A 22252-nucleotide genomic window follows, 5' to 3' on the forward strand; every position below is an offset into this window, starting at 1 on the left:
GCCGGATTACCTGTTCGGGTGCGCGATGGGGAAAGTCCGAATCCTATTCTACCCCGGCATCGTCGGGATGTGTGGCGCCCGCGCGCCCCTTCGACGGTGGCGAGTTCCCCGGGTCAGTCCGTTCGTCACACAGTGGTTGAGCCGCACCGCGTTGCTGTGGTAAATTTCGCGGCCCTTGTCTTCCGGCCCGTGCTTTGATCAGGTTCGGGGTCAAGGGTGAATTACGGGCGCGTAGCTCAGCGGTAGAGCACTGTGTTGACATCGCAGGGGTCACTGGTTCGATCCCAGTCGTGCCCACCATCGTATTTTCGAAACCAGGCTTCGGCCTGGTTTTTCTTTTGCGCGATTCGCGGCGGCCGGCCGGCACGCCGCTGGGTCGGCTTCCGGGCGGTCAGGTGCAGGTGAGTGCGCTTTCATGGCGCGGCAAACCGCCGTACAATGGCCTGCATGAAATTTACGCGGCGAACTCCCGGTTGATAAAGCGGTTGGCAAAGCGATCCCGGCGGGGCGCTTTGCGCCCTTTTTTCGTTTCGGGATTCGTTACAGCGGTCGGGGGTGGAGCCTGCTCCATGCCGGGCCGGACCAGTCAAGCCATTCGTTGCAGGAAGAAGCATGCCGGTAATCACGCTACCTGACGGAAGCCAGAGAACTTTCGACGCGCCAGTAAGCATACTGGACCTTGCCGCCGACATCGGGCCGGGCCTGGCCAAGGCCACCCTGGCCGGTGAAGTCGATGGGCGCCTGCGCGATGCGGCGCACGTCATCGATCAGGATGCCGAGGTTCGTATCATCACCGCCCGCGACGCCGAGGGGCTGGAGATTCTCCGGCATTCGACCGCGCACCTGCTCGCCCAGGCCGTCAAACACCTGTTCCCGGAAGCGCAGGTCACCATCGGGCCCGTCATCGAGAACGGCTTTTACTACGACTTTTCCTATCCCCCGGGCTTTTCGCCGGAAGACCTGGAAAAAATCGAGGCCGAGATGCAGCGCCTGAGCCAGGCGGCGCTGCCGGTGACCCGGGAAGTCATGCCCCGCGATGAGGCGATCGACTTTTTCCGGGAGCAGGGTGAGGAATACAAGGCGAAAATCATCGAGGACATTCCCGCGGGCGAGACGATCAGTCTCTACCGGCAGGGCGATTTCATCGACCTGTGCCGTGGGCCGCACGTGCCGGATACGGGGCGCCTGGGTGAATTCAAGCTGATGCGTCTGGCCGGCGCCTATTGGCGCGGTGACAGCAACAACGAGATGCTGCAACGCATTTACGGCACCGCCTGGGCCGGCAAGAAGGAGCTCAAGGCTTACCTCAGACGGCTCGAGGAAGCCGAGAAACGCGACCATCGCCGGCTCGGCAAGCAACTGGGCCTGTTCCATTTCCAGGAAGAAGCGCCGGGCATGGTGTTCTGGCACGACCACGGATGGCGTATTTATACCCAGATTCAGGACTATGTGCGCGAGCAGTTGCGGGAGCACGGCTACCAGGAAATCAATACGCCGGAAGTCGTGGATATTTCCCTGTGGCAGAAATCCGGTCACGCCGACAAGTTTGGTGACGACATGTTCATCACCGAATCGGAAAGCCGTACTTACGCGATCAAGCCGATGAATTGCCCGTGTCACGTACAGGTTTTCAACCAGGGGCTGGTCAGTTACCGGGACCTGCCGGTGCGCCTGGCCGAATTCGGGTCCTGCCACCGCAACGAACCCTCCGGCGCGCTCCACGGCCTGATGCGCGTTCGGGGGTTTACCCAGGACGACGCACACATCTTCTGCACCGAGGATCAGGTTCAGGCCGAATCCGCGGCCTTCATCGAGTTGCTGTATGCGATGTACCGGGACTTCGGGTTTACCGACGTGCTGGTCAAGCTGTCGACCCGCCCGGAGAACCGAATCGGCGACGACGCGCAGTGGGACCGGGCCGAGGCCACCCTGGCCGCGGCGCTCGACGAGGCCGGGATCGAATGGGCGGAGAACCCCGGTGAAGGCGCTTTCTACGGTCCGAAGATCGAGTTTTCGCTCAAGGACACCATCGGCCGCGTGTGGCAGTGCGGCACCCTGCAGGTGGATTTCTTCATGCCGGAGCGGCTGGGCGCCAGTTACATCGACGAGAACAGTGCGCGCCAGGTTCCGGTCATGCTGCACCGGGCCATTCTCGGCTCGCTGGAGCGCTTTATCGGGATTCTGATCGAAAATTACGCGGGGGCGTTCCCGCCCTGGCTGGCACCGGTCCAGGCCATGGTGCTGAATATCAGTGAAAAGCAGATCGAATATTGCAACAGGGTCGCCCAAGTGCTTAGAAATAAAGGGTTCCGGGCGGATGCGGACTTGAGAAACGAAAAAATCGGCTTTAAAATCCGCGAGCACACTCTGGGCAAGGTTCCTTACCTGCTTGTAGTTGGCGACCGGGAGGTCGAGAGTGGTACTGTCTCTGTGCGTTCCCGGTCGGGTGAAGACCTGGGAAGCCTGGACATCGGTACGTTTTGTGGGCACCTGGCCGAAAACATCAACCGGCGGGGCCAGACTGAAAACCAAACGGAGGACTGACACATCGCATCAGGAAAAGAGACGCGGCGCAATCACGACATCACAGCGCCGCAGGTTCGGGTAATCGACGCCGCGGGCGAGCAGGCTGGGATCATGCCGGTCGCGCAGGCGCTCGGTCTGGCTGAGGAACAAGGGCTCGACCTTGTGGAGATCGCACCGAACGGAGAACCACCGGTTTGCCGGATCATGGATTACGGCAAATTCCGGTTCGAACAACAGAAAAAGGCACAGCAGGCCAAAAAGAAGCAAAAGCAGGTTCAAGTCAAGGAAGTCAAATTCCGGCCTGGAACCGAAGATGCTGACTTCGAGGTCAAGATGCGCAATGTTCGCCGATTCATCGAAGATGGCGACAAGGTCAAGGTAACCTTGCGATTCCGTGGGCGCGAGATGACGCACCAGGAACTGGGAGCGGCGATGCTCAAGCGCGTGGAAGCGGAAATGGCGGACGAAATCACCGTCGAGCAGTACCCGCGCATGGAAGGTCGCCAGATGGTCATGATGATCGCGCCGAAAAAGACCTGAACCCCCCGAAAATCCTGGCTAATTTCCGCCGATCAGTTATACTGACCGGCTGACACCGGGCTGCGCGTCCGGTGGTGCAGAAGAAGCGATGCCGAGCAGGAAGAAAAGTGCCGTTCAGGCGGCCGCTCGAGCGACGTGACATGAATCGATGCCGTGCCGGACAGGTTTCGGGACGCGCATCAAACAGGAGAACACCATGCCCAAGTTGAAAACCAACCGGGGCGCGGCCAAGCGATTCAAGAAAACCGCCTCTGGCGGCTTCAAGCGAGGCCACGCCTTTCACAGCCATATCCTGACCAAAAAAGACCAGAAGCGTAAGCGCGGACTGCGTGGCACCGATATGATCGATGCCGCCGACCAGAAGTCCGTCAAGCGCTTGCTGCCGTACGCCTGATCTGAGGGAGGACAAGGAACATGGCCAGAGTAAAACGTGGAGTTCAGGCGCGTGCGCGTCACAAGAAGGTGCTGGGTCAGGCCAAGGGCTATTACGGCGCCCGGCGCAAGGTATTCCGGGTCGCCAAGCAGGCCGTCATCAAGGCCGGTCAATACTCCTACCGCGACCGCCGTCAGCGCAAGCGGCAGTTCCGCAGCCTGTGGATCGTGCGTATCAACGCCGCGGCCCGGGAATTCGGACTGTCCTACAGCCGTTTCATCGACGGCCTGAACAAGGCGGACATCGAAGTCGACCGGAAAGTGCTGGCTGACCTCGCGGTCAACGATCGCGCCGCATTCGGGGCGCTGGCCGAGAAAGCGAAAGCCAGTCTCGGTTGAACGCGGCGCCGGGATTCGAAGGGCGGGACGCCTGTTCCGCCCGGCGTCATCCCGGCATCGAGTCTCATACGCTTTGACCGGCGAGCGCGGGCCGCCACTGGCATCTCCGCCTCGCCCCGGGGATAACGGGTGGACAGAGTCAGTAACAACGGGGTCGACACCAGCGCGGTCAGCGAAGATACGGTTGGCGAAATCCAGCGGCGCGGTATCGCGGCCGTGGCGGACTGCGCCGACCTGCGGTCGCTGGACGACCTGCGGGTGCGGTATCTGGGCAAGAAAGGCGAACTGACGGCCGTACTGAAATCGCTGGGCTCGCTCGAGCCCGAAGCACGCAAGGCATTGGGTCAGTCGGTCAATGCCGCCAAGGCCGAACTCAATCAGGTGCTGGCGCGACGCCGGTCGGAACTCCAGCAGGCCGAGCTCGAAGCCCGCCTCCATGCCGAGCGGGTCGACGTTACCCTGCCGGGCCGTGGCGAACAACGGGGCGGTCTGCACCCGGTCACGCGTGCAATGGAACGCGCCACCCGCATTTTTTCGCGCCTGGGTTTCGATGTCGCGATCGGTCCGGAAGTCGAGGACGACTATTACAATTTCGAAGCCCTGAACTTTCCGCCGCACCATCCGGCGCGCGCGATGCACGACACCTTCTACTTCGGTGACGGGCGCTTGCTCCGAACCCACACGTCCCCGGTCCAGATTCGGGTCATGGAGCAGGGCGAGCCGCCGTTTCGGATCATTGCGCCGGGCAAGGTGTATCGCAGCGACTCGGATCAGACCCATACGCCGATGTTTCATCAGATCGAGGGCCTGCTGGTGGGTGAGGGCGTCAGCATGGGCGACCTCAAGGGCGTGCTGCATGCGTTTTTGAACGCGTTCTTCGAACGCTCGCTCGAAATGCGCTTTCGTCCTTCCTACTTTCCCTTTACCGAACCCTCGGCAGAAGTCGACATCGGTTGGGACAAGGGTGGCGGTACCGAACCCGGATGGCTGGAAATTCTCGGTTGCGGCATGGTGCATCCGAATGTCCTGGAGGCGTGCAAGGTGGATCCTGAGCGTTATACGGGTTACGCCTTCGGCATGGGTGTCGACCGGCTCGCCATGCTCAGATACGGCATCACGGACCTGCGCCAGATGTTCGAGAACGATTTGACCTTGTTGAGCCAGTTCCGGTGAGCGGAACGGATACGGGACCGACCGCATGAAATTCAGCTACCAGTGGCTGGCGCGATGGGTGCGCCTGGATATCGGCGCGGAAGATTTGGCCGCGCGTTTGACCACGAGCGGATTGGAAGTCGATTCGGTGTCGCCCGTCGCGACACAGTTCGAGGGCGTGGTCGTGGCGCGCATCATCGACCGCGGCCCGCATCCGGATGCCGACCGCCTTTCGCTTTGCACCGTGGACGATGGCAGTGGCGAACCCGTACAGGTCGTGTGCGGCGCACCGAATGCGCGGGCCGGGCTCACGGCGCCCTTCGCCCGGGTGGGGGCGACCATCGGCCCGGATATGAAAATTCGCCGCGCCAGGCTGCGTGGTGTCGAATCCCACGGCATGTTGTGCTCGGCCCGGGAGCTTGGCCTGTCGGACGATCACGCCGGTCTGATGGAGTTGCCGGCCGACGCGCCGGTGGGGCGGGATCTGAGTGAGTGGCTCGATCTGGACGACTGTTCGATCGAAGTGGATTTGACGCCGAATCGCGCCGACTGCCTGTCGATTCGCGGGCTGGCGCGCGATGTCTCGGCGAGTTGCGCGGCCGAATTCACGCCCGTTGACATTGTTCCGGTCGAGCCCGGCAGTTCGGCCGATTTTCCGATTCGCCTGGATGCCCCGGAGGATTGCGCCCGCTACGCGGGTCGCGTGATCGAAGGTCTGGACACCACCGCGACTTCGCCTCTGTGGCTGCAGGAAGCGCTCAGGCGGTGCGGGGTTCGCAGCATCAGCCCGGTGGTGGATGTCACCAACTACGTGATGCTGGAGCTGGGTCAGCCCATGCATGCGTTCGATCTCGACCGCCTGCACGGCGGCATCAGCGTGCGCCGTGGCAATGAGGGTGAAAAACTTACCCTGCTGGACGGGTCCGAGGTCGACCTCGATCCGGAAATCCTCGCCATTTGCGATGAGAACGGTCCGGTGGCCCTGGCGGGAATCATGGGTGGTGAGACGAGCGCGGTCACCGACGCCACCAACCGTGTACTGCTGGAAAGTGCCTGGTTTCGGCCATCCACCATCATGGGCAAGGCGCGGCGATACGGCATGCACACCGACGCGTCCCATCGATTTGAGCGGGGCGTCGATCCGCAGGGACAGGTCGATGCGATCGAGCGGGCCACGACCATGTTGCTGGACATCTGCGGCGGAACGGCCGGGCCGGTGTTGCTGGCCGAGGCAGCCGAACACCTGCCGTCCAACCAGCCGGTGTTGCTGCGGCACCAGCGTCTCGAACACCTCGTCGGCATGCCTTTCGAGCGTGATGCCGTGGAGTCGATTCTCGCGCGTCTCGGCATGCAGGTCGAAACCACCGAAGAAGGTTGGCGGGTGACCGCCCCTTCCGCACGCACCGACATCGAGCGGGAGGAGGACCTGATCGAGGAGGTGGCGCGCATTCACGGTTACGACCACATTCCCGAGAAACCGCCTGGTGGCGAAGCCACCGTCGGCAGTGTCGCCCTCCACGACGTGCCGCTGGAGCAGCTGCGTGAAGCACTGTGCAGCGCCGGTTACTTCGAGGCGATCAACTACAGTTTTGTCGACCGTCGCCTGCTGCAGACACTGCATATGGACGGTCCGGCGCTGGCGCTGGCCAATCCGCTGGCTTCGGACATGGATGTGATGCGGACGTCCCTGGTGCCCGGACTGCTGACCGCGCTGCAGCATAATCTGAACCGCCAGCACGATCGGGTTCGGCTGTTCGAGACCGGCCGTGTCTTCGAGCAGAACGGGAGTCTGCGGGAGCGGTCGTTTCTGGCCGGGGTCGCAACAGGACTGGCGCAGCCCGAGCAATGGGCGCAAGAAGCGCGGCCCATGGATTTTTTCGACATCAAGGGCGATGTCGAATGCCTGTTGCAGTCGCGCGGTGATGCGAGCGTGACGTTTGCGCCCCTGGAGCGGGACTGGGCTCATCCCGGAGCCAGTGCCGTCATTCACAGCGACGGCGCCGAGCTCGGCTGGTGCGGAGCCCTGCACCCCGGGGTGCTGGAGCAACTGGACATTGGCCGGAGCGTTTTCGCCTTCGAACTCGACCTGGATATTCTGGCAAAACGAGAAATACCATACGCGAAATCCATTTCGCGATTCCCGTCGGTACGCCGTGATCTGGCTCTGTGGGTTCCGGAAGGTATTCCGTATGCTGAACTGCACGACTGCGTGGTGGCAGCCGCCGGTGAACTGTTACAAAAATTGGTCGTTTTTGATGTATACCATGACGAAACCCAGAAAAAAGGTTATAAAAGTCTTGCTATTGGCTTGATTTTACAGAACGTTTCTAGCACTCTTACGGATGAAGACGCTGACCCGGTCATCAAACGGGTCGTTTCCGGTCTGGAACAAGAATTGAAAGCCCAGTTGAGAGGATAACAATGTCGCTGACCAAAGCGGACTTAGCAGACCGGTTGTTCGAGGAAGTAGGTCTGAACAAAAGAGAGGCCAAGGAATTCGTGGATTCGTTTTTCGAGGCCATCCGAGATTCGCTGGAAGGGGGCGAGAACGTCAAGTTATCTGGTTTCGGTAATTTTCAATTACGCGAAAAGAATCAGCGACCAGGCAGAAATCCGAAAACCGGGGAAGAAATCCCGATTTCGGCACGCCGAGTCGTCACGTTTCGTCCGGGCCAGAAACTTCGTGCAAGGGTAGAAGCCTATGTTGGATCCGGGACTTGACCGTGATCTCCCGCCGATACCGGCGAAACGATATTTTACGATTGGCGAAGTCAGCGATCTCTGTGGGGTAAAACCACACGTGCTCCGGTATTGGGAGCAGGAGTTCGAGCAGCTCAAGCCGGTCAAGCGCCGTGGCAACCGCCGCTATTACCAGCGCGGTGACGTCATGATGATCCGCCAGATTCGCAGCCTGTTGTACGAGCAGGGCTATACGATCGGCGGTGCCCGCCAGATGCTGGAAGGTGACGAGGCGAAGGACGACGTCAATCGCAGCCAGCAGATCATTCGCCAGGTCCGTATGGAACTCGAAGAAGTTCTGCAGGTACTCAAGCGCTGAGCTTTCCCGCGGGCGCGGCCTCTGATACCATGCCGCCTCCCCATGCGGGGAACGTTTCTGCTGGATTTCACGTGTCGGGGCGTAGCGCAGCCTGGTAGCGCACCACAATGGGGTTGTGGGGGTCGCGAGTTCGAATCTCGCCGCCCCGACCATCCAGCAAATCGAAACGGCCGGTTCGGCCGTTTTTTGTTTGACATCCCTGTTCCCGGGCCCCGGGCCCGGCCGGCGTCCTTTCTGCCGGAGCAGCCGCTGCATTGGCCAGCGGGCGGGATTTGGCGGATAATTTCCCCTGATCGCCCGGCACAGCGCTTGATACCGGGGTTGAGCGGACCCATAAGGTAGGTTCAGGCGCGGAGAATGATATGAGTCCTTTTGAAAATGTATTGCGGGACATGCCCGATATCGCCAATGACGTGAAGGCGGAAGTTTCCGGCACCCTGGCGTGGGTGGGCATGAACGAAATCGAGATGCCGGTCCGGATCGAGGACGACGCCGGCGGGCTGATTCAGTCGACCGCACTGGTGACGGCCTATGTGAATCTCACCGAACCGCATGTTCGCGGCATTCACATGTCGCGCCTGTATCTGCACCTGGATGAAACGTTCTCCCAGCGTCCCCTCAATCCCTGCACGCTGCGTCAGATGCTGCGGGCCTTTCTCGACTCCCATGAGGGCCTGAGTGACCGGGCGCTGATTCGTGTGGATTTCGATTACGTGACCCGGCGTCCGGCGTTGGTAAGCGACAACGTCGGCTGGCGGCGCTACCCGGTTTCCATGATCGGCGTGCTCGAGAACAACGAATTCAGCCTGGAAATGGGCCTGGAAGTACTCTACTCCAGCACCTGTCCCTGTTCGGCAGCCCTGGCCCGGCAGCTCATCCAGGAAAAGTTCCGCGAGGACTTCGGTGGCCAGGAACAGGTCGATACCGCGGGCGTTCTCGAATGGCTGGGTGGTGAAAGCGGAATTGTCGCGACCCCGCACAGCCAGCGTTCGGCGGCCGAACTGCGGGTTCGACTCACCCCCAGTTTCGAAATGTTCCCCATCGTTGAACTGATTGACCAGATTGAAGGGGCTCTGCGCACCCCGGTTCAGGCCACGGTCAAGCGCGAGGACGAACAGGCATTCGCGTTGCTGAACGGTCAGAATCTGATGTTCTGCGAAGATGCGGGGCGCCGCATTCAGACGGCGTTGAATCGCGACGAGCGAATTCTCGATTTCTGGGTGCGCTGCACGCACTACGAAAGCCTGCACCCGCACAACGCCGTGTCCGTGGTGACCAAGGGCGTGGACGGCGGTTACGTGGCCGGCGGCGGCTCACCGGTGCGATTGGGTTCATCACGCAAGTAACCGCCAACCGCGGCTGACGAGCGTTACCGGCCCTGGCGAATCAGCGAGGGTTTGCGGCCGCGCCGTCCGACGGCGGCAATTCCGGCACCAGAGGGCGCGGATCCACCCGGCGGTCCATCCAGTTCATGCGCCAATCCAGATGCGGACCGGACGCCCGTCCGGTGGCGCCGATTTCCGCGATCACATCCCCTTTTTCAACCGTCATTCCCGCTTCGACCAGAATACGGCTGAGGTGCAGAAAGGTCGATGACAGGCCCTGGCCGTGATCGAGGATCAGGGTGCCGCCGGAATAATACATATCAGGATGCGCGAGGGTCACGATGCCGGCCGCGGGCGCATGGACGGGGGTGCCCGTGGGCGCTGCGATGTCCAGCCCGTAGTGTGGACGCCTCGGTTCGCCGTTCAGAATCCTCTGGCTCCCGTATACGCCGCTGATGCGGCCCTCCGCCGGCCAGGCGAAGCCTTCAGCATAGTCGGTACGCGAATCCCGCCGCGAGCGAGCGGACGAGACCAGTGCGGCCTCCTCACGAATGCGCTGCGCGGCTGCCGGGTCCGGTGTCACGGTACGCGGCGGCAGTCCGTCGACCCGTTCGATGGCGTAGTCTCGTGCGCGTACCGGCAGATCGATCCGTTGTTTTTCCTCGCCCGGCTCGATGACGCTGAGTGTTCTCGTGCCGGTCTCGTCGCGCCCGAACCCCAGCACGAAGCGGCCATCCCCGGAAACCATCACGGGCTGGCCGTCCAGGTCGACCTCGCTGCCCGGTCGGGCCTGACCAAAGATCAGTCCGCCCTGGATGGCTTCGCCTTCAAGCGTGACCGCCCAGGCCGTTCCGGGCGCGGTGCACAGGCAGAACGCCGCGAACAGGAGGAGCGCTGCGGCGATGGAGATACGGCGATTGACAGGGGCCATGGACCGGCTCAAAGCCGGATGCGGATGGATTGTCCCGGCTGAATCGTGTTGCCGGCATCCAGATCATTCCACGATTTCAGGTCATTGACCCGAACCTTGTACTTGCGCGCGATGCTCCACAGCGAGTCGCCACGCTGGACGATGTGCTGAACGGTTCCACTGGTCGCATTCTGGCGGGTTGGGGTGTGAAAGACCACCAGGTTGGCCCCCGCCCGCAGCGTGCGCGGATCGCGGATGTTGTTCCAGCGCTGCAGATCTTTGACGCTGACCCGGTAGCGCCGGGCAATGACGGAAAGGCTTTCGCCGGAACGTACGCGATGGGTGAGCCGGTCAGCTGAAATCAGGCCGGACTGCAAATCCAGCAATTCGGCGGCCGCGGCGGCATACAGGGGGTCCACCAGCAGTTGGTCGTCGCGCGGCAGTCGCAGTTTCTGTCCCGGGCGGATCAAATCGCCATCGAGTTCGTTGGCTGTTCTCAACACCGTGACCGGCACGTGATGCCGCTGCGCCAGGCGGGACAACGTGTCGCCGCGCTCCACGACGACCTGGTCCCACCGCATCAGGGCGCTGCGGTCCATGTCCGTCAGGCGTTCTTTGAGCCGGTCCGCGTTCTCCAGCGGCAGCACCACCCGGTGCGGGCCTTCCGGTGAGGTTGCCCAGCGGTTGAAGCCCGGGTTCAGGGTGAACAGCACGTCGATGGGCACTTCGCTCAATTGGGACAGCAGGACGAGGTCGGCCTGCTGGCCGATATCGACCGCTGCGACGACGGGTTGGTCCGGGGTGTCGGGGATCTCGAAATCGTATTTCTCGGCATCGCGGAACAGGCAGGCGAGGCCGAGCAGCTTGGGTACATAGCCGCGCGTTTCCCGCGGCAGCTTCAGGTTCCAGTAATCGGCCGGCCGTCCTGCGGCCCGATTGCGCCGAATCTGGCGCCCGACCCGGCCTTCGCCGGCATTGTATCCGGCGAGCGCCAGCAGCCAGTCCCCGTCGAACATCTGCTGCATGTAAGCGAGGTAGTCCAGGGCGGCGGCAGTGGAGGCCCAGACATCGCGGCGTCCGTCGTACCACCAGTTCTGCGCCAAACCGTAGCGGCGTCCGGTGGCGGCGATGAATTGCCAGGTGCCGAGCGCCCGCCCGCGGGAGTAGGCAAACGGGTCGAAAGCAGACTCGACGATCGGCAACAGTGCCAGCTCGCCGGGCATGTCACGGCGTTCCAGTTCCTCGGCGATGTAATAAATCCACGGTTGCGCACGCTTGAAAATTCGACCCATGTATTCCGGGCGGTCCGCATACCAGTTCGCCCAGCGCAGATTGATTTCCTGGTCCGAGCATTCGGGCAGACCGAAGCGGTCGATCACCCGTTCCCATACATTCGCATAGGCCGGCGCGTCCTCGTTTTGGGGGGGGACGAACAGGTGATCGTCCACGGCTGCGGCGGACTGGGGCGGCGCGACGGTGATGCGCGCGGGAATCGGCTGTGGTGTGTCAACGCTGCCGGAATCCGTGCCCGTCGTGGCACAACCTGCCAGGAACAGTAAAACCGGTATGGCCAGAGAACGCAGTGGCATCGGAATCCTCAATCTCTTGTTTTAGCAGGCCATTATGCTTCTCAATGGCCGTGGGTCAACCGTTTTGGGCCTACCAGGCGTCTTTCCAGGCCCGTATCGCGGCGAGCGTATCACTGCCCGGTTCCGCGCCGGGAATGCGTTTGCGGGCGGCGGCTACCACCCCCGCGGCGCGGGAGCGCAGGAACGGATTGACCTCCAGTTCGTCGCCCAGCAGGCTGGGAACCGTGCGTTCGCCGCGCTCCCGGGCGGTCTTGACCGCCCGGGCCCGGCGCTGGAGGGCCTCGTTGCCGGGTTCGACTTCGAGCGCGAACCGGCAGTTGCCCAGGGTGTATTCGTGCGCACAGAAGACCCGGGTCGAAGTTGGCAGTTGCGCCAGTTTGTCCAGTGACGACTGCATTTGTTCCGGCGTGCCCTCGAACAGGCGTCCGCATCCGACGCTGAACAGCGTATCGCCGCAGAACAGGGCACCGCCACCAAAATAGGCGATGTGGCTGGAGGTGTGACCGGGCACTTCGATCACCTGGAAATCCAGGCCCAGCTTCGTGAGCCTGGCCCGGCCGCCTTCGCGCATGACGTGATCGATGCCGGAAATCCGCGGGTCCGCGGGCCCGAAGACTTCGGGTTGATGCCGTTCCACCAATGCGAGCAGCCCACCGATATGATCGGGGTGGTGATGCGTGATCAGCACGTAGTCGAGGCTGAGACCCTCGGCGTCGAGGCGTTCGATGACCGGTTCGGCATCGCCCGGGTCGACCACGGCGCAGTGGTTGCCATCTGCGCGGATCAGCCAGATATAATTGTCTGTAAATGCGGGAATCGCTTCCACCTTGAAACCAAGCATGCCTCGATCGGTCTCCTTTCGTGCGGCTGGCCCCGAAGGCCGGTACCGGGCAATTTTAGCAGAAGGGCCGTCCCGTCCATGAATTCCGATATCGGCGCGCCGGGCGGTGCCGAGCCTCGGTTGGAATTCCTGTCCAATGGGCTGTGCAAGCGGATTCGCGCAGGGCGCGCGATTGAAGGTCGCCTGCTGATTCGCCATCCATCGGTGCGACCGGAGCGCGAGCCGGTGTGGGGCTCGGGCGAAAACGCCATGGCGGGGCCGTCGATCCGTCTGGCTGCCGGTATGAATGCCGCTGCCAAAGTCGATCGTGCCGTCATGGAATGTGAAACTGCCGAATTGCCGTTTACCGACGGCGCCTTCCGCAGTGTCACGCTCTACCATGTGCTCGCCGACGGGACGGAACCGGAACTCGGCGAGGCCTGTCGTGTGCTCGCGTCCGACGGAGATCTGCTGGTGGTGGGCCTGAATCATTGCGGTTGGTCGGGGTTTGATGCCGGCTACCGCCCGGAATTGCCACGCCTGCGGCCCGGTGCGGTCCGGCGCCGCCTGCTCGAATTCGACGTGGTTCTGCACGCCCGGTACGGCGCCGGTTTTCTGGGACGGCCGCACCCGGCTGACATGGGCCGTGGCGCGTGGCGGCTGGCCCTGCCGGCGGCGGACATCGTACTGTTGCACGCCCGCCACGTCCGGCCGATGGGCATGGCGCGGCCCAGACTCAAGGACGTACCCGCCGGATGGGCGCCAACCGCGCTGGCCGGCCGCTGACCCAGCAGGAGGAAACAAGGACTTGGAAGAATCGGAGCAGGTGGAAATCTATACCGACGGTGCGTGCAGCGGCAACCCGGGACCGGGCGGCTGGGGCAGTGTCATGCTGTTTCGCGGCCACCGCCGCGAGTTGAACGGTGGTGAGCCGGATACGACCAATAATCGCATGGAACTCATGGCGGTCATTCGCGCGCTGGAGGCGCTGAAGCGGCCTTGCCAGGTTACCGTGTATACCGATTCGGTGTATGTCATGAAAGGGATCACCGAGTGGCTGGAGCAATGGAAACGTCGCGGGTGGCGCACGGCGGGGCGCAAACCGGTCAAGAATGTTGAATTGTGGCAACGTCTGGAAAAAGCAGTCGTGCCGCACGACATCACGTGGCGCTGGGTGAAGGGGCACAGCGGGGTGCCCGAAAACGAGCGAGCCGACCAATTGGCCCGCCAGGGCATCAGCCAGTGATTTCAACGGAGGCATCATGAACCGGCAAGTCGTTCTGGATACCGAAACCACGGGACTGGAAGTGACCCAGGGGCATCGCATCATCGAGATCGGTGGTGTGGAGCTGATCGACCGCAAACTCACGGGGCGGCATTTCCATGAATACATCAACCCGCAACGCGATATCGAGGAAGGAGCGCTCGAAGTTCATGGCATCACGTTGGAATTTCTCGCCGACAAGCCGCTGTTCGCGGAGATCGCGGAGCCCTTTGTCGACTTTATCCGTGGCGCGGAACTGATCATTCACAACGCCGCGTTCGACATCGGATTCATCGATGCGGAGTTGGCGCTGCTGAACGATTCGCCGGGCCGGATCGTCGATTTCGCCACGGTGCTCGATTCACTGGAACTGGCGCGTGATCTGCATCCGGGCCAGCGCAACAACCTGGATGCGTTGTGCAAGCGCTACGAGGTGGACGACAGCAGCCGCACCCTGCACGGCGCCCTGCTGGACGCCGAGCTCCTGGCCGACGTCTACCTGGCGATGACGGGCGGGCAGGAGGACCTGGGACTGAGTTTCGAAGCCCGGCCCACCGAGCAACCCGGAATGATGGCGGTCGACCGCAGCGAACGCCCGCCGGTTCGGGTGCTGGAACCGGATGCCGCTGAGCTGGCTCGTCACCGGGCCCGGCTGGAGGCCATTCGCGAGCGGGCCGGTGCATGCCTGTGGCTGGAGCTCGAAGAGGAGGGGCAGGGCGGCTAGCGAAGACCTAGGGTGCTCCGGACTCTTCGGGTGGCGCGCTGGCGTCGGTCTGGCGGCGGGGTGCGGCGCCGTAGGCTTCCGATGTGAAAAAGACGTCCGGTGCGGAGTGCCGCTGGGTTACCAGCAGGGGGTGCTCCCGGGTGTCCATCCACGTCAGAATCTCGAAATAACGCTGGATATTGGCCACGAACTGTTTCGCTTCGAAACCGCGGGCGTAGCCATGGCGCGTTTGGGAATGCCACTTTTCCTGGCTGAGCAAATCGAGCGATTGCCGCACATCGGCCCAGCGGTCGGGGTCGAATCCGCGCTTCTGGGTGAGCCGGCGGGCATCACGCAGGTGGCCCATGCCCAGGTTGTAGGCCGCCAGGGCCATCCACATGCGATCGGCATCCGCGATCCGGTCCGGCAGGCGATCATGCAGGCGTCGCAGGTAACGGGCGCCGCCGTCGATGCTCTGGTCGGGGTCGAGCCGGTCGGCGACTCCTAGCTGTTTGGCGGTTTGTTCGGTCAGCATCATGATGCCGCGTACCCCGGTGTAGGAGGACGCCTCGGGATCCCATTGCGATTCCTGGTAACCGACCGCGGCGAGCAGGCGCCAGTCCATGTCGTATACCTCTCCGGCTTCGCGAAACGCCTCGATCAACAGCGGCAGGCGATCGCGCACGCGTTCGAGAAAGTGGAACATGTCGAACTGGCCGAGACGCTCGACATCCACGTAGAAACGGTCGAGAACCTCCGCGAGCCGCCCGTCTTCACGGACCTGCAGAAAAAAGGCCCGTGCCTTCTGCGCCAGGCTGTCGTCCGGCCCGGGTGCGAAGGCCCATGCATGCGGAACGCTTCCGGGCAGTGTGAATGCGATTCGCAAACGCGGATAGAACGACCGGTTGATACGGAAAATCGTCGAGTCGATCAGGGTCGCATCCACGGCGCCGTCGGACACGGCCTGGAGCAGGTCTTCGATGCCGACATCGTCACGCGCCTCCCAGGTCAGGCCGGGAACCTGTTCCCGCGCCTGCTGCAGAGCCTCCTCGTAGCTCGAGCCGCCGATCACCATGACCGACCGGCCGGCCAGGTCGGCCAGGGAACCGATGTTCGCGCCGCGCCGGCGGGTAACCGCCAGAATTTCGGTTTCCAGGTAGTCGGGGCCGAAATTGAACTGGAATTCCCGCCGCCGGGTCCGGCTGAGATTGGCGGCAATCAGGTCGCCGCGGCCAGCGGTCAGGTCCTGCGCCAGATGGCTGAACGCGTCGGCGACCTTGAGTTCGAGGTTCACACCGAGATATTCACTGAAAGCACGGGCGAGTTCATATTCCGGACCGGTCGGGCCGTCCGCTCCGAGGTAATAGCTGCTGGCGCCGTTACGGGTCAGAACGGTGAGGCTGCCACGTTGTTCGACCTGGTCGAGCACGGAGGGGCGATCGTCGCCGGAATACAGCAGGATCAGGGAAACCGCCCCCAGCAAATAACGCCTGGTGTGGCTCAGGATTCGTGGCGGAAGTGCTGGCCCACGGTTCCGGGCGCCGGCCACTGCAGGCACCGGCGGCTCGGTCACCGACGCGGAGGCACGCGCACGTCAGTCAGTCCCAGCAGCCCGCGGGGGTCTTGGTGCCGGCCTGGTTGATGGTCAGGGTCGTACATGACGTTCCGTCCCGGGTCTTGTCCTTGGCCTGGTCACCCTGGGCGACCGCCTGTAATTGGTAAGCCGTCGCCGTGGGAGTCGCCGGAGTGCTGAAATTGTAGTTGGCGTGGTCGGGCTTGGGCAGATTGGCGTTGTTGTCCGCCGCGTAAGTGGTGTTGTTGGACCGGAAGATTTCCTGATTGATGGCCCAGTTCAACAACAGTTGCTGGGCTTCGCCGCGGCGGGCCTTGCGCACGTAGTCCACGTAGGAGGGATAGGCCAGGGCGATGAGGATGGCGATCACAACCAGAACGATCATCAGTTCGATCATCGTCATGCCGCGTTGCCTGCGGCCGTGTTTGATGCCGCGTTCAGTCCGGCGATTCATGGGCTTGAATCCGTTGAATATGTTCATGATGTCACCTGATTCTTCCTGAATTGGGGTGCGGGAGCGGTGGTTGCCGGACCGGCGGCGAAATTGCAGGGATGAGCGGTCGCTCGTGCCCTGTTGCCGCAGTGGGACGCCTCCTATACTGACGATCACGTTTTCCATCATATGCTCCTGAGGTGCGATATGCCAATACCGGCATCGATCAGGAGGGACCCGCGAAACACTGGAAAAGGATTTTCCGCTCATCGAGGCTTCACGGTGATTGAATTGATGATCACCCTGGCTGTCCTCGCCATCATAACTTCACTGGCACTGCCGTCTTATCGGACCGTCCTGGAGAAACGCCAGGTCACCAGTGCCGCCGAACAGATCAGCGCTTTTCTCAGCTCTGTGCAGATCGAGTCGGTCAAGCGTAACGAACCCATCGCGGTCCGTTATGCGCGTGCCGCAGTCGATTCGTGGTGCGTTGGCCTGGACAATGCGGCCGCGACCTGCGACTGCACCGTCACCGACATCACGGATTCCGACTCGTGCACCGTGGACGGTGAGCTGCGGGTACTGCAGAGCAGCAGCCTGAATTACCCCGGGGTCATGAGTGGCACGACCGGCGACGGTGCTTTCGTGTTCGACCCGGTGCGTGGTCTGATGATCGACCACACCGACGCGGCCAAGCTTCATTTGGCTTCGAGCCGCGGCAAGTACGCGCTCGACGTCGACGTTTCAGCAACCGGCCGGGTCAAGATCTGCTCCAGCGACTCGTCCAAGAAAGTGCCGGGGTACGCGTCATGTTGAACAACCAGTCAGTGCAAGGGAACGGTGGGCCGGCCCGCGTCAGCGGGCTGCGCCGCCAGGCCGGCATGACTCTGATCGAGTCGATGATTGCCCTGGGCCTCAGCATGTTCGTCACCTCCGCCATGGTGGTGCTGATGTCGAATTCACTGGGTACGGCCTCCAAGGTCATTCAGATGACCCAGCTGACCGACGAGTTGCGCAACACCATGAGCATGCTCAGCCGGGATCTGCGCCGGGCCAACTATTCGGCCAACGCCGCCTACTGCTACGCCAACAGCGATTGTGGCATTGACGGGTCGGCGACACAGTCACCGGACATCACCATCGTCAACAACTCCTGCGTGACCTTCAACCTGGACCGCAACCGGGACGGTAACGCCAGCACCGATGATGCAGGCGCGTTTCGTCGCCGGGTGGTCAACGGGGTGGGCCTGGTCGAGATGTGGATTGGGAACAGTTCCCCAAACTGTGCGGCGTCCAATGCCAATTGGGTGGGCGTAACCGATCCGTCCTTTGTCGACGTAACCCGTTTCAACATCGACGACAGCGACTCCTTCGTGATTTCCTTTCCGAACGAGGACGGCAGCACCGTGAATCAGCGCAGCCGCCGCGTCGTGGTGGAGATCCAGGGTCGGCTGGTGCGCGAAAATTCGATTACGCGCACGATCCAGGACGAGATCAAGGTTCGCAACGACCTGATCTCCAAGGTCTAGGGCGAATCGAATCGGCGCGCGCCTGTTGCGCGCCGATCAGAGGACAGAAACATGATGACAACTGCAGACCGAATGGTGCGACAGATTTGCGGCCGCCGGCGCCAGGCCGGGGGAATCACGATATTCAGCGCCGTGTTGATCCTGATCCTGCTCACCGAAATGGTGTTGTACGCGGTTCAGACCGGTGTGTTCGAGCAACGCAAGTCCAGCAATGAACTGCGCCAGAAGGTGGCCTTTCATAAAGCCGATTCGGCGATTCAACAGGCCAAGCAGTACATGCTGCGCAATTCGGGCCAGGTGGTGAAGTCGATTGGCACCGGAGCCTGGATGGCAGCGGGTACCTCGGACCAGCGCTGGTATCCCTGCGCGGGTGCGACCTCAGGAACCAAGGGCGCTCACCCCTGTTTCGCCGAATCCGCGACCACCGCGTATAACGGCACCAGTTTCCGGGACGGCAGCTACTTCTTCGGCATCGATGCCGATTCCAACGACGCCATCACATTGACCGAAGCGGAATTGCCGCTGGATCCCGACGCCCTGGGAACCTCCGATCCGACCGATCGGGTCGAACTCTATGCGATCCTGTGCATGTTTGAAGTCGACCGCTCCCAGGATCCCATCGTGCGCGGCTGCACCACCGATGCGGCCAAGCAGGACAACCGGTATTACATGATTACCCTGTTGTCCCGTGGCCAGGCGGATTGCGACGGGAACGGGGCGAACTGCAGCGCCGAGGCCCTGGTTTCGGAGAAAATCGGCAGTTTTGGTCCCGGAGCCGGCGAAGGCGGTCCGGCCGTGCCCTTGACAGCGCGCACCAACGTGCCGCTCAGCGGAACGGTCGAAATCGTGCCGAATCCGAACGGCGGCGGTGAAGGCGTGCCCATTTCGTCCTGGGTCAATCTCAACCAGGATCCGGCCTGCCGGCTATCGGGCGACCCGATCAGCCCCATCAGCGGATCCTATGCGACCTGCGAACGGCACGAGTGGTACGGGACCTCGGAATTTCCGTCCGACTACAAATGCCCGACCAACAACTGTTCGTGCAGCAAGAACGACGATCGGCTGTTGACCTATGCCCAGGGTAATAATCGCGAGATGGGCATCGACATCGTGCCCGACCCGAATTTCCCGTGCGATCTGTGGCTGTATACCTTCGGTATTCCGAAAGCGCGCTACGTGGAAGTGCGGGACGCCGTGGTACCCATCGACCACCGGCTGACGAGTTGCGATTCGCTGGATTCCGATTCCGCAGGGGTCTACTGGATCACTGGCGCCAGTTGCGACATCAAAACCCAGATCGGCTCCGCGGAAAACCCGGTGCTGCTGATTTCACTGGTGGCAAATACGAAGATCACCGCCGGTGCCGAAATCTTTGGGGTTCTGTTCGTTTCCGATGCGGCCAACGCCAATGCGGAATTCACCGGTAACGGCCACGGCACCGTTTACGGCGCGGCCGTGATGGATGCGGTGATGGAGCACTTCAACGGAACCTTCCAGGTCGTTTATCTCGAAAACCTCATCCGGGCGGTCACGGAAACCGGCGCATTCGGCAACGTCGCCGGTGGCTGGGCGGATTTCCATGACACCTGGGAATAGGGAGCGTCAGCGCATGAAACCTTACCAAACACTCGGAACTTCATTCGAAGTCCGGCGGCGCGAGCAGGGTACGACGCTGCTCGAAGTGCTGCTGGCCATCGTTATCTTCATCGTGGGCATGATGGCGCTGGTGCACCTGCAGGGCAATCTGACCCGATCAAGCACCGACGCCAACCTGCGCACCGTGGCGGCCAACTTCGCCGAGGAACTGATCGAGGAACGTCGCGCTTTCGAAAAGGTCCCGGCGGACGGCACCAACACGACCATTGAATTCCAGGAAATCGTCGATCAAACCATCACCGAAACCCGTGGCGGCATCGTGTACACGGCCGACATCGACGTCGAAAACTATTATTTCGACGAAGATCAGGAAACCGTGACCAGCAACGTGGGTGATCTTCCATCCGAGTGGGACACCAGCGTGCCGGATTTCAAGCACGTGACAATGACGGTGACCTGGGATGGCTCGAATTTCGATACGGGATCCACCGGTGGTAACCGCCTGGGCAGCGGCAGCCTGGTCGTGACCCAGATCATTCCGTCGATTCCTCCGCTGGGCACGGCCCAGGTCGCCAGCGAAAGTGACGGCGAACTGGGTGGGCCTTCGGTCGACTACACCCCCGGTCTGAACCCGGACATCATCGCCATCCAGATTGGTGACAACAAGTTCAAGGAATCGACCACGCCGGAACCGGTGGTGGTACGCCGAGACGAACTGATGGAAACCTGGTTCGACGTGGTGACCTATTCGACAACCGACAGTAACTCGGTGTTCATCCGGCGCGAGGAATTCGTCGCGATAAGCTGCGACTGTACCCTGCGCAACCCCAGTGGCAGCGGCGAGGACGGACGCCAGCCGACCATCTGGACCGGCGCCGAGTACGCCGAAGGCGAATTCGTCGCCAAGCAGTACGGTGAAAGCGCCTCCAACCAGCAAAGCCAGTATTGCGATGTCTGCTGCCGGGATCACCACGACACGGCCGGCGGACCGAATTCCTACATTCCGGACAGCCCGTCTTCCAGCGGTAATCACCCGCATTACAGCCGCAGTAATCAGGGGGCGCTGCAGGTGGTCAGTGCCGGCAGCGATTACGTCGAAGCCTGCCGTATGGTCCGTAAGGATGGGTTTTTCCGCGTCGCCCAGGACTTTACCCTGGAGAGTCAGCTCGCCTTCCCGGAAAACTATCTGGATGAATCCGGTGAGGTCACGGCCTATTCGGATTATGTGAAGGCGGCTGTTGTCGAGCACTTTCAGAACCCCTCCAACAACGATCCCTGGGCCCATAACCTGAGCTATGACGGCAGGGACACCGCCAATCCGACCGACTTGCCGACGGGGCTGTTGCAAGACAGCCAGCAACTGCGTTCGCGCGGTATCTACGCGGACCTGGTGAGCACGCAACTGCAGGCCAACTTGCTGAACTGTTTCGACATTGGCGGTACCGGCGATCGCACGCAATGCGAAGTACCCCAGGCCGGGTCCGCGCTGGAACTGTATCCTTTCTTCGATGTGCAGGTGACCCAGTTGGCGCGTTGGAGCGAGAATCAGCCGGATGATCCCATCGACATCACCAACGAAGAGATCGCCAACAACGGTTACAGCCGCGGCGTGGCCGAACTGGCCGGTACCGGGCAGGGCACCTCGGTGGGCGACAGCAAGATCGAAGACGGCAACTACGGTCTGGTCAGCATCGCCCCCAACCTGAGTTCGCCGGCCTACTCCGATGCCTACATCTACATGCGGGCCGGGCTGGGGACCAATCCGCCGCAGCCCACGGGCAAGATCATTTCCGGAACCCTGGTCAATTCCAACCAGGCCGGCAATGCGGTCGCGTCGGTCACCGGCAACGGCGCCAATTGCACCCGCCCGACCAATACCACCTTCCAGTGCGTGCTCGACGATCCTCTGCTGGTATCGCCGACCCTGACGGTCAGTAATTACTACAAAAGGAACAAGTTGCTGGTTGCTGAAAGTGGTGATCTCACCATGACCGGCTGCACCCAGGGTGGAAATCTCAGCGCCAATTCAACGACTTTCGCGCTGCCGACCACGACGACTTCCAATGTCTCCATCGTGGTCAATGTGACCACAGCGACCTGCCCCTGAGGGCAGGTCCGGGGTCCTGGTGCGAAGGGGCCGACCCCGTCTCCAGCCGGTCACGGCCAGACCGCCCCTCCCGGGGCGGTTTCGGTGACAAATAGCGGCACCGTCGGTTCGAATCCTGGTTCCTGCATCCGGTCCGGTGCCTCCGGCACCCGGTCCGGGACTGTTGTGCTGACAAACAGCGGCAATTCCTGACCGGTTTTTCACCGTTGAGGCGAACCGGACGCCTCCAGATACCGCGCCCGGGAGCAATTTGGTGACGAACGGCGTCAATTTGTGACCAAACGGTGCATCCGAGGCTGATGGTGTCCGATTCGCTGTCTTATAATGTGCGTACTCAGGAAGAGTGAATGCCTTAG

21 protein-coding genes and 2 tRNA genes are annotated in these 22252 nt (G+C 62.1%); 18 read left to right on the forward strand and 5 right to left on the reverse strand.

Features of this window, described 5'->3' with window-relative positions; all coding sequences use genetic code 11:
• Nucleotides 1-225: 225 nt before the first annotated feature.
• The 11 genes from V3330_RS08180 (at nucleotide 226) to folE2 (ending at nucleotide 9393) form a co-directional block, all read left to right on the forward strand.
• Nucleotides 226-300: transfer RNA gene (locus V3330_RS08180), tRNA-Val, on the forward strand.
• Between the two features lie 312 nt (nucleotides 301-612).
• Entirely contained in the window at nucleotides 613-2544 is a 1932-nt protein-coding gene (gene thrS / locus V3330_RS08185; protein WP_354694911.1) for a threonine--tRNA ligase, read from the forward strand.
• Nucleotides 2545-2547: 3 nt separating this feature from the next.
• Entirely contained in the window at nucleotides 2548-3066 is a 519-nt protein-coding gene (gene infC / locus V3330_RS08190; protein WP_354694984.1) for a translation initiation factor IF-3, read from the forward strand.
• Nucleotides 3067-3262: 196 nt separating this feature from the next.
• Nucleotides 3263-3460, forward strand: coding sequence for a 50S ribosomal protein L35 (gene rpmI, locus V3330_RS08195; protein WP_354694912.1), 198 nt, complete (start codon nucleotides 3263-3265; stop codon nucleotides 3458-3460).
• A gap of 20 nt (nucleotides 3461-3480) precedes the next feature.
• Nucleotides 3481-3837 carry a 50S ribosomal protein L20 gene (gene rplT, locus V3330_RS08200; protein ID WP_354694913.1) on the forward strand — a complete coding sequence of 119 codons (357 nt, stop codon included), beginning with the start codon at nucleotides 3481-3483 and terminating at the stop codon, nucleotides 3835-3837.
• 129 nt (nucleotides 3838-3966) lie between these two features.
• Nucleotides 3967-5010 carry a phenylalanine--tRNA ligase subunit alpha gene (gene pheS, locus V3330_RS08205; protein WP_435791620.1) on the forward strand — a complete coding sequence of 348 codons (1044 nt, stop codon included), beginning with the start codon at nucleotides 3967-3969 and terminating at the stop codon, nucleotides 5008-5010.
• A 25-nt stretch (nucleotides 5011-5035) separates the two neighbouring features.
• The gene (gene pheT / locus V3330_RS08210) at nucleotides 5036-7408 is read left to right on the forward strand and encodes a phenylalanine--tRNA ligase subunit beta (RefSeq protein ID WP_354694914.1); all 2373 of its coding nucleotides are present in this window, start codon (nucleotides 5036-5038) and stop codon (nucleotides 7406-7408) included.
• Between the two features lie 2 nt (nucleotides 7409-7410).
• A complete protein-coding gene (locus V3330_RS08215; RefSeq protein ID WP_354694915.1) occupies nucleotides 7411-7710 on the forward strand; it encodes an integration host factor subunit alpha in 300 nt (99 codons plus the stop codon).
• The gene (locus V3330_RS08220; RefSeq protein ID WP_354694916.1) at nucleotides 7691-8047 is read left to right on the forward strand and encodes a MerR family transcriptional regulator; all 357 of its coding nucleotides are present in this window, start codon (nucleotides 7691-7693) and stop codon (nucleotides 8045-8047) included. Before V3330_RS08215 ends, V3330_RS08220 begins: the two co-directional genes overlap by 20 nt.
• Nucleotides 8048-8122: 75 nt before the next feature.
• Nucleotides 8123-8199, forward strand: a tRNA-Pro gene (locus tag V3330_RS08225).
• A gap of 210 nt (nucleotides 8200-8409) precedes the next feature.
• Nucleotides 8410-9393, forward strand: a complete 984-nt coding sequence (gene folE2, locus V3330_RS08230; protein ID WP_354694917.1) for a GTP cyclohydrolase FolE2 — start codon at nucleotides 8410-8412, stop codon at nucleotides 9391-9393.
• 40 nt (nucleotides 9394-9433) lie between these two features.
• Here the strand turns inward: folE2 and V3330_RS08235 are convergent, their stop codons facing one another.
• From V3330_RS08235 to gloB, 3 genes are all read right to left on the reverse strand, one after another.
• Nucleotides 9434-10303, reverse strand: a complete 870-nt coding sequence (locus V3330_RS08235; protein WP_354694918.1) for a M23 family metallopeptidase — start codon at nucleotides 10301-10303, stop codon at nucleotides 9434-9436.
• A gap of 8 nt (nucleotides 10304-10311) precedes the next feature.
• Nucleotides 10312-11871, reverse strand: coding sequence for a lytic transglycosylase (locus tag V3330_RS08240; RefSeq protein ID WP_354694919.1), 1560 nt, complete (start codon nucleotides 11869-11871; stop codon nucleotides 10312-10314).
• A 70-nt stretch (nucleotides 11872-11941) separates the two neighbouring features.
• Nucleotides 11942-12712 carry a hydroxyacylglutathione hydrolase gene (gene gloB, locus V3330_RS08245; protein ID WP_354694920.1) on the reverse strand — a complete coding sequence of 257 codons (771 nt, stop codon included), beginning with the start codon at nucleotides 12710-12712 and terminating at the stop codon, nucleotides 11942-11944.
• 78 nt (nucleotides 12713-12790) lie between these two features.
• Between gloB and V3330_RS08250 the strand changes: the two genes are divergently transcribed.
• Genes V3330_RS08250 through dnaQ form a run of 3 tightly spaced genes read left to right on the forward strand, consistent with a single transcriptional unit; the run spans nucleotide 12791 to nucleotide 14679 of the window.
• Nucleotides 12791-13477, forward strand: coding sequence for a hypothetical protein (locus V3330_RS08250; protein WP_354694921.1), 687 nt, complete (start codon nucleotides 12791-12793; stop codon nucleotides 13475-13477).
• A 22-nt stretch (nucleotides 13478-13499) separates the two neighbouring features.
• Nucleotides 13500-13937, forward strand: a complete 438-nt coding sequence (gene rnhA / locus V3330_RS08255) for a ribonuclease HI (RefSeq protein WP_354694922.1) — start codon at nucleotides 13500-13502, stop codon at nucleotides 13935-13937.
• 16 nt (nucleotides 13938-13953) lie between these two features.
• Nucleotides 13954-14679: a DNA polymerase III subunit epsilon gene (dnaQ, locus tag V3330_RS08260; protein WP_354694923.1), complete on the forward strand. Its 726-nt coding sequence runs from the start codon at nucleotides 13954-13956 to the stop codon at nucleotides 14677-14679.
• Between the two features lie 7 nt (nucleotides 14680-14686).
• On the opposite strand, the gene mltF is transcribed toward dnaQ, so the two are convergent.
• Together mltF and V3330_RS08270 are read right to left on the reverse strand one after the other, a co-directional pair.
• A complete protein-coding gene (gene mltF, locus V3330_RS08265; protein WP_354694924.1) occupies nucleotides 14687-16141 on the reverse strand; it encodes a membrane-bound lytic murein transglycosylase MltF in 1455 nt (484 codons plus the stop codon).
• 115 nt (nucleotides 16142-16256) lie between these two features.
• Nucleotides 16257-16685, reverse strand: a complete 429-nt coding sequence (locus V3330_RS08270; protein WP_354694925.1) for a type IV pilin protein — start codon at nucleotides 16683-16685, stop codon at nucleotides 16257-16259.
• Nucleotides 16686-16871: 186 nt separating this feature from the next.
• On the opposite strand from V3330_RS08270, the gene V3330_RS08275 reads away from it, so the two are divergent.
• Genes V3330_RS08275 through V3330_RS08290 form a run of 4 tightly spaced genes read left to right on the forward strand, consistent with a single transcriptional unit; the run spans nucleotide 16872 to nucleotide 21896 of the window.
• The gene (locus tag V3330_RS08275; RefSeq protein WP_354694926.1) at nucleotides 16872-17480 is read left to right on the forward strand and encodes a GspH/FimT family pseudopilin; all 609 of its coding nucleotides are present in this window, start codon (nucleotides 16872-16874) and stop codon (nucleotides 17478-17480) included.
• Nucleotides 17474-18193, forward strand: coding sequence for a PilW family protein (locus V3330_RS08280; protein ID WP_354694927.1), 720 nt, complete (start codon nucleotides 17474-17476; stop codon nucleotides 18191-18193). Before V3330_RS08275 ends, V3330_RS08280 begins: the two co-directional genes overlap by 7 nt.
• 51 nt (nucleotides 18194-18244) lie before the next feature.
• Nucleotides 18245-19789 carry a pilus assembly PilX family protein gene (locus V3330_RS08285; protein ID WP_354694928.1) on the forward strand — a complete coding sequence of 515 codons (1545 nt, stop codon included), beginning with the start codon at nucleotides 18245-18247 and terminating at the stop codon, nucleotides 19787-19789.
• A 13-nt stretch (nucleotides 19790-19802) separates the two neighbouring features.
• Entirely contained in the window at nucleotides 19803-21896 is a 2094-nt protein-coding gene (locus tag V3330_RS08290) for a type IV pilus modification PilV family protein (RefSeq protein ID WP_354694929.1), read from the forward strand.
• Nucleotides 21897-22252 lie beyond the last annotated feature (356 nt).

It is taken from the genome of Elongatibacter sediminis (assembly GCF_037892215.1).
GTDB lineage: Bacteria > Pseudomonadota > Gammaproteobacteria > Xanthomonadales > SZUA-36 > Elongatibacter > Elongatibacter sediminis.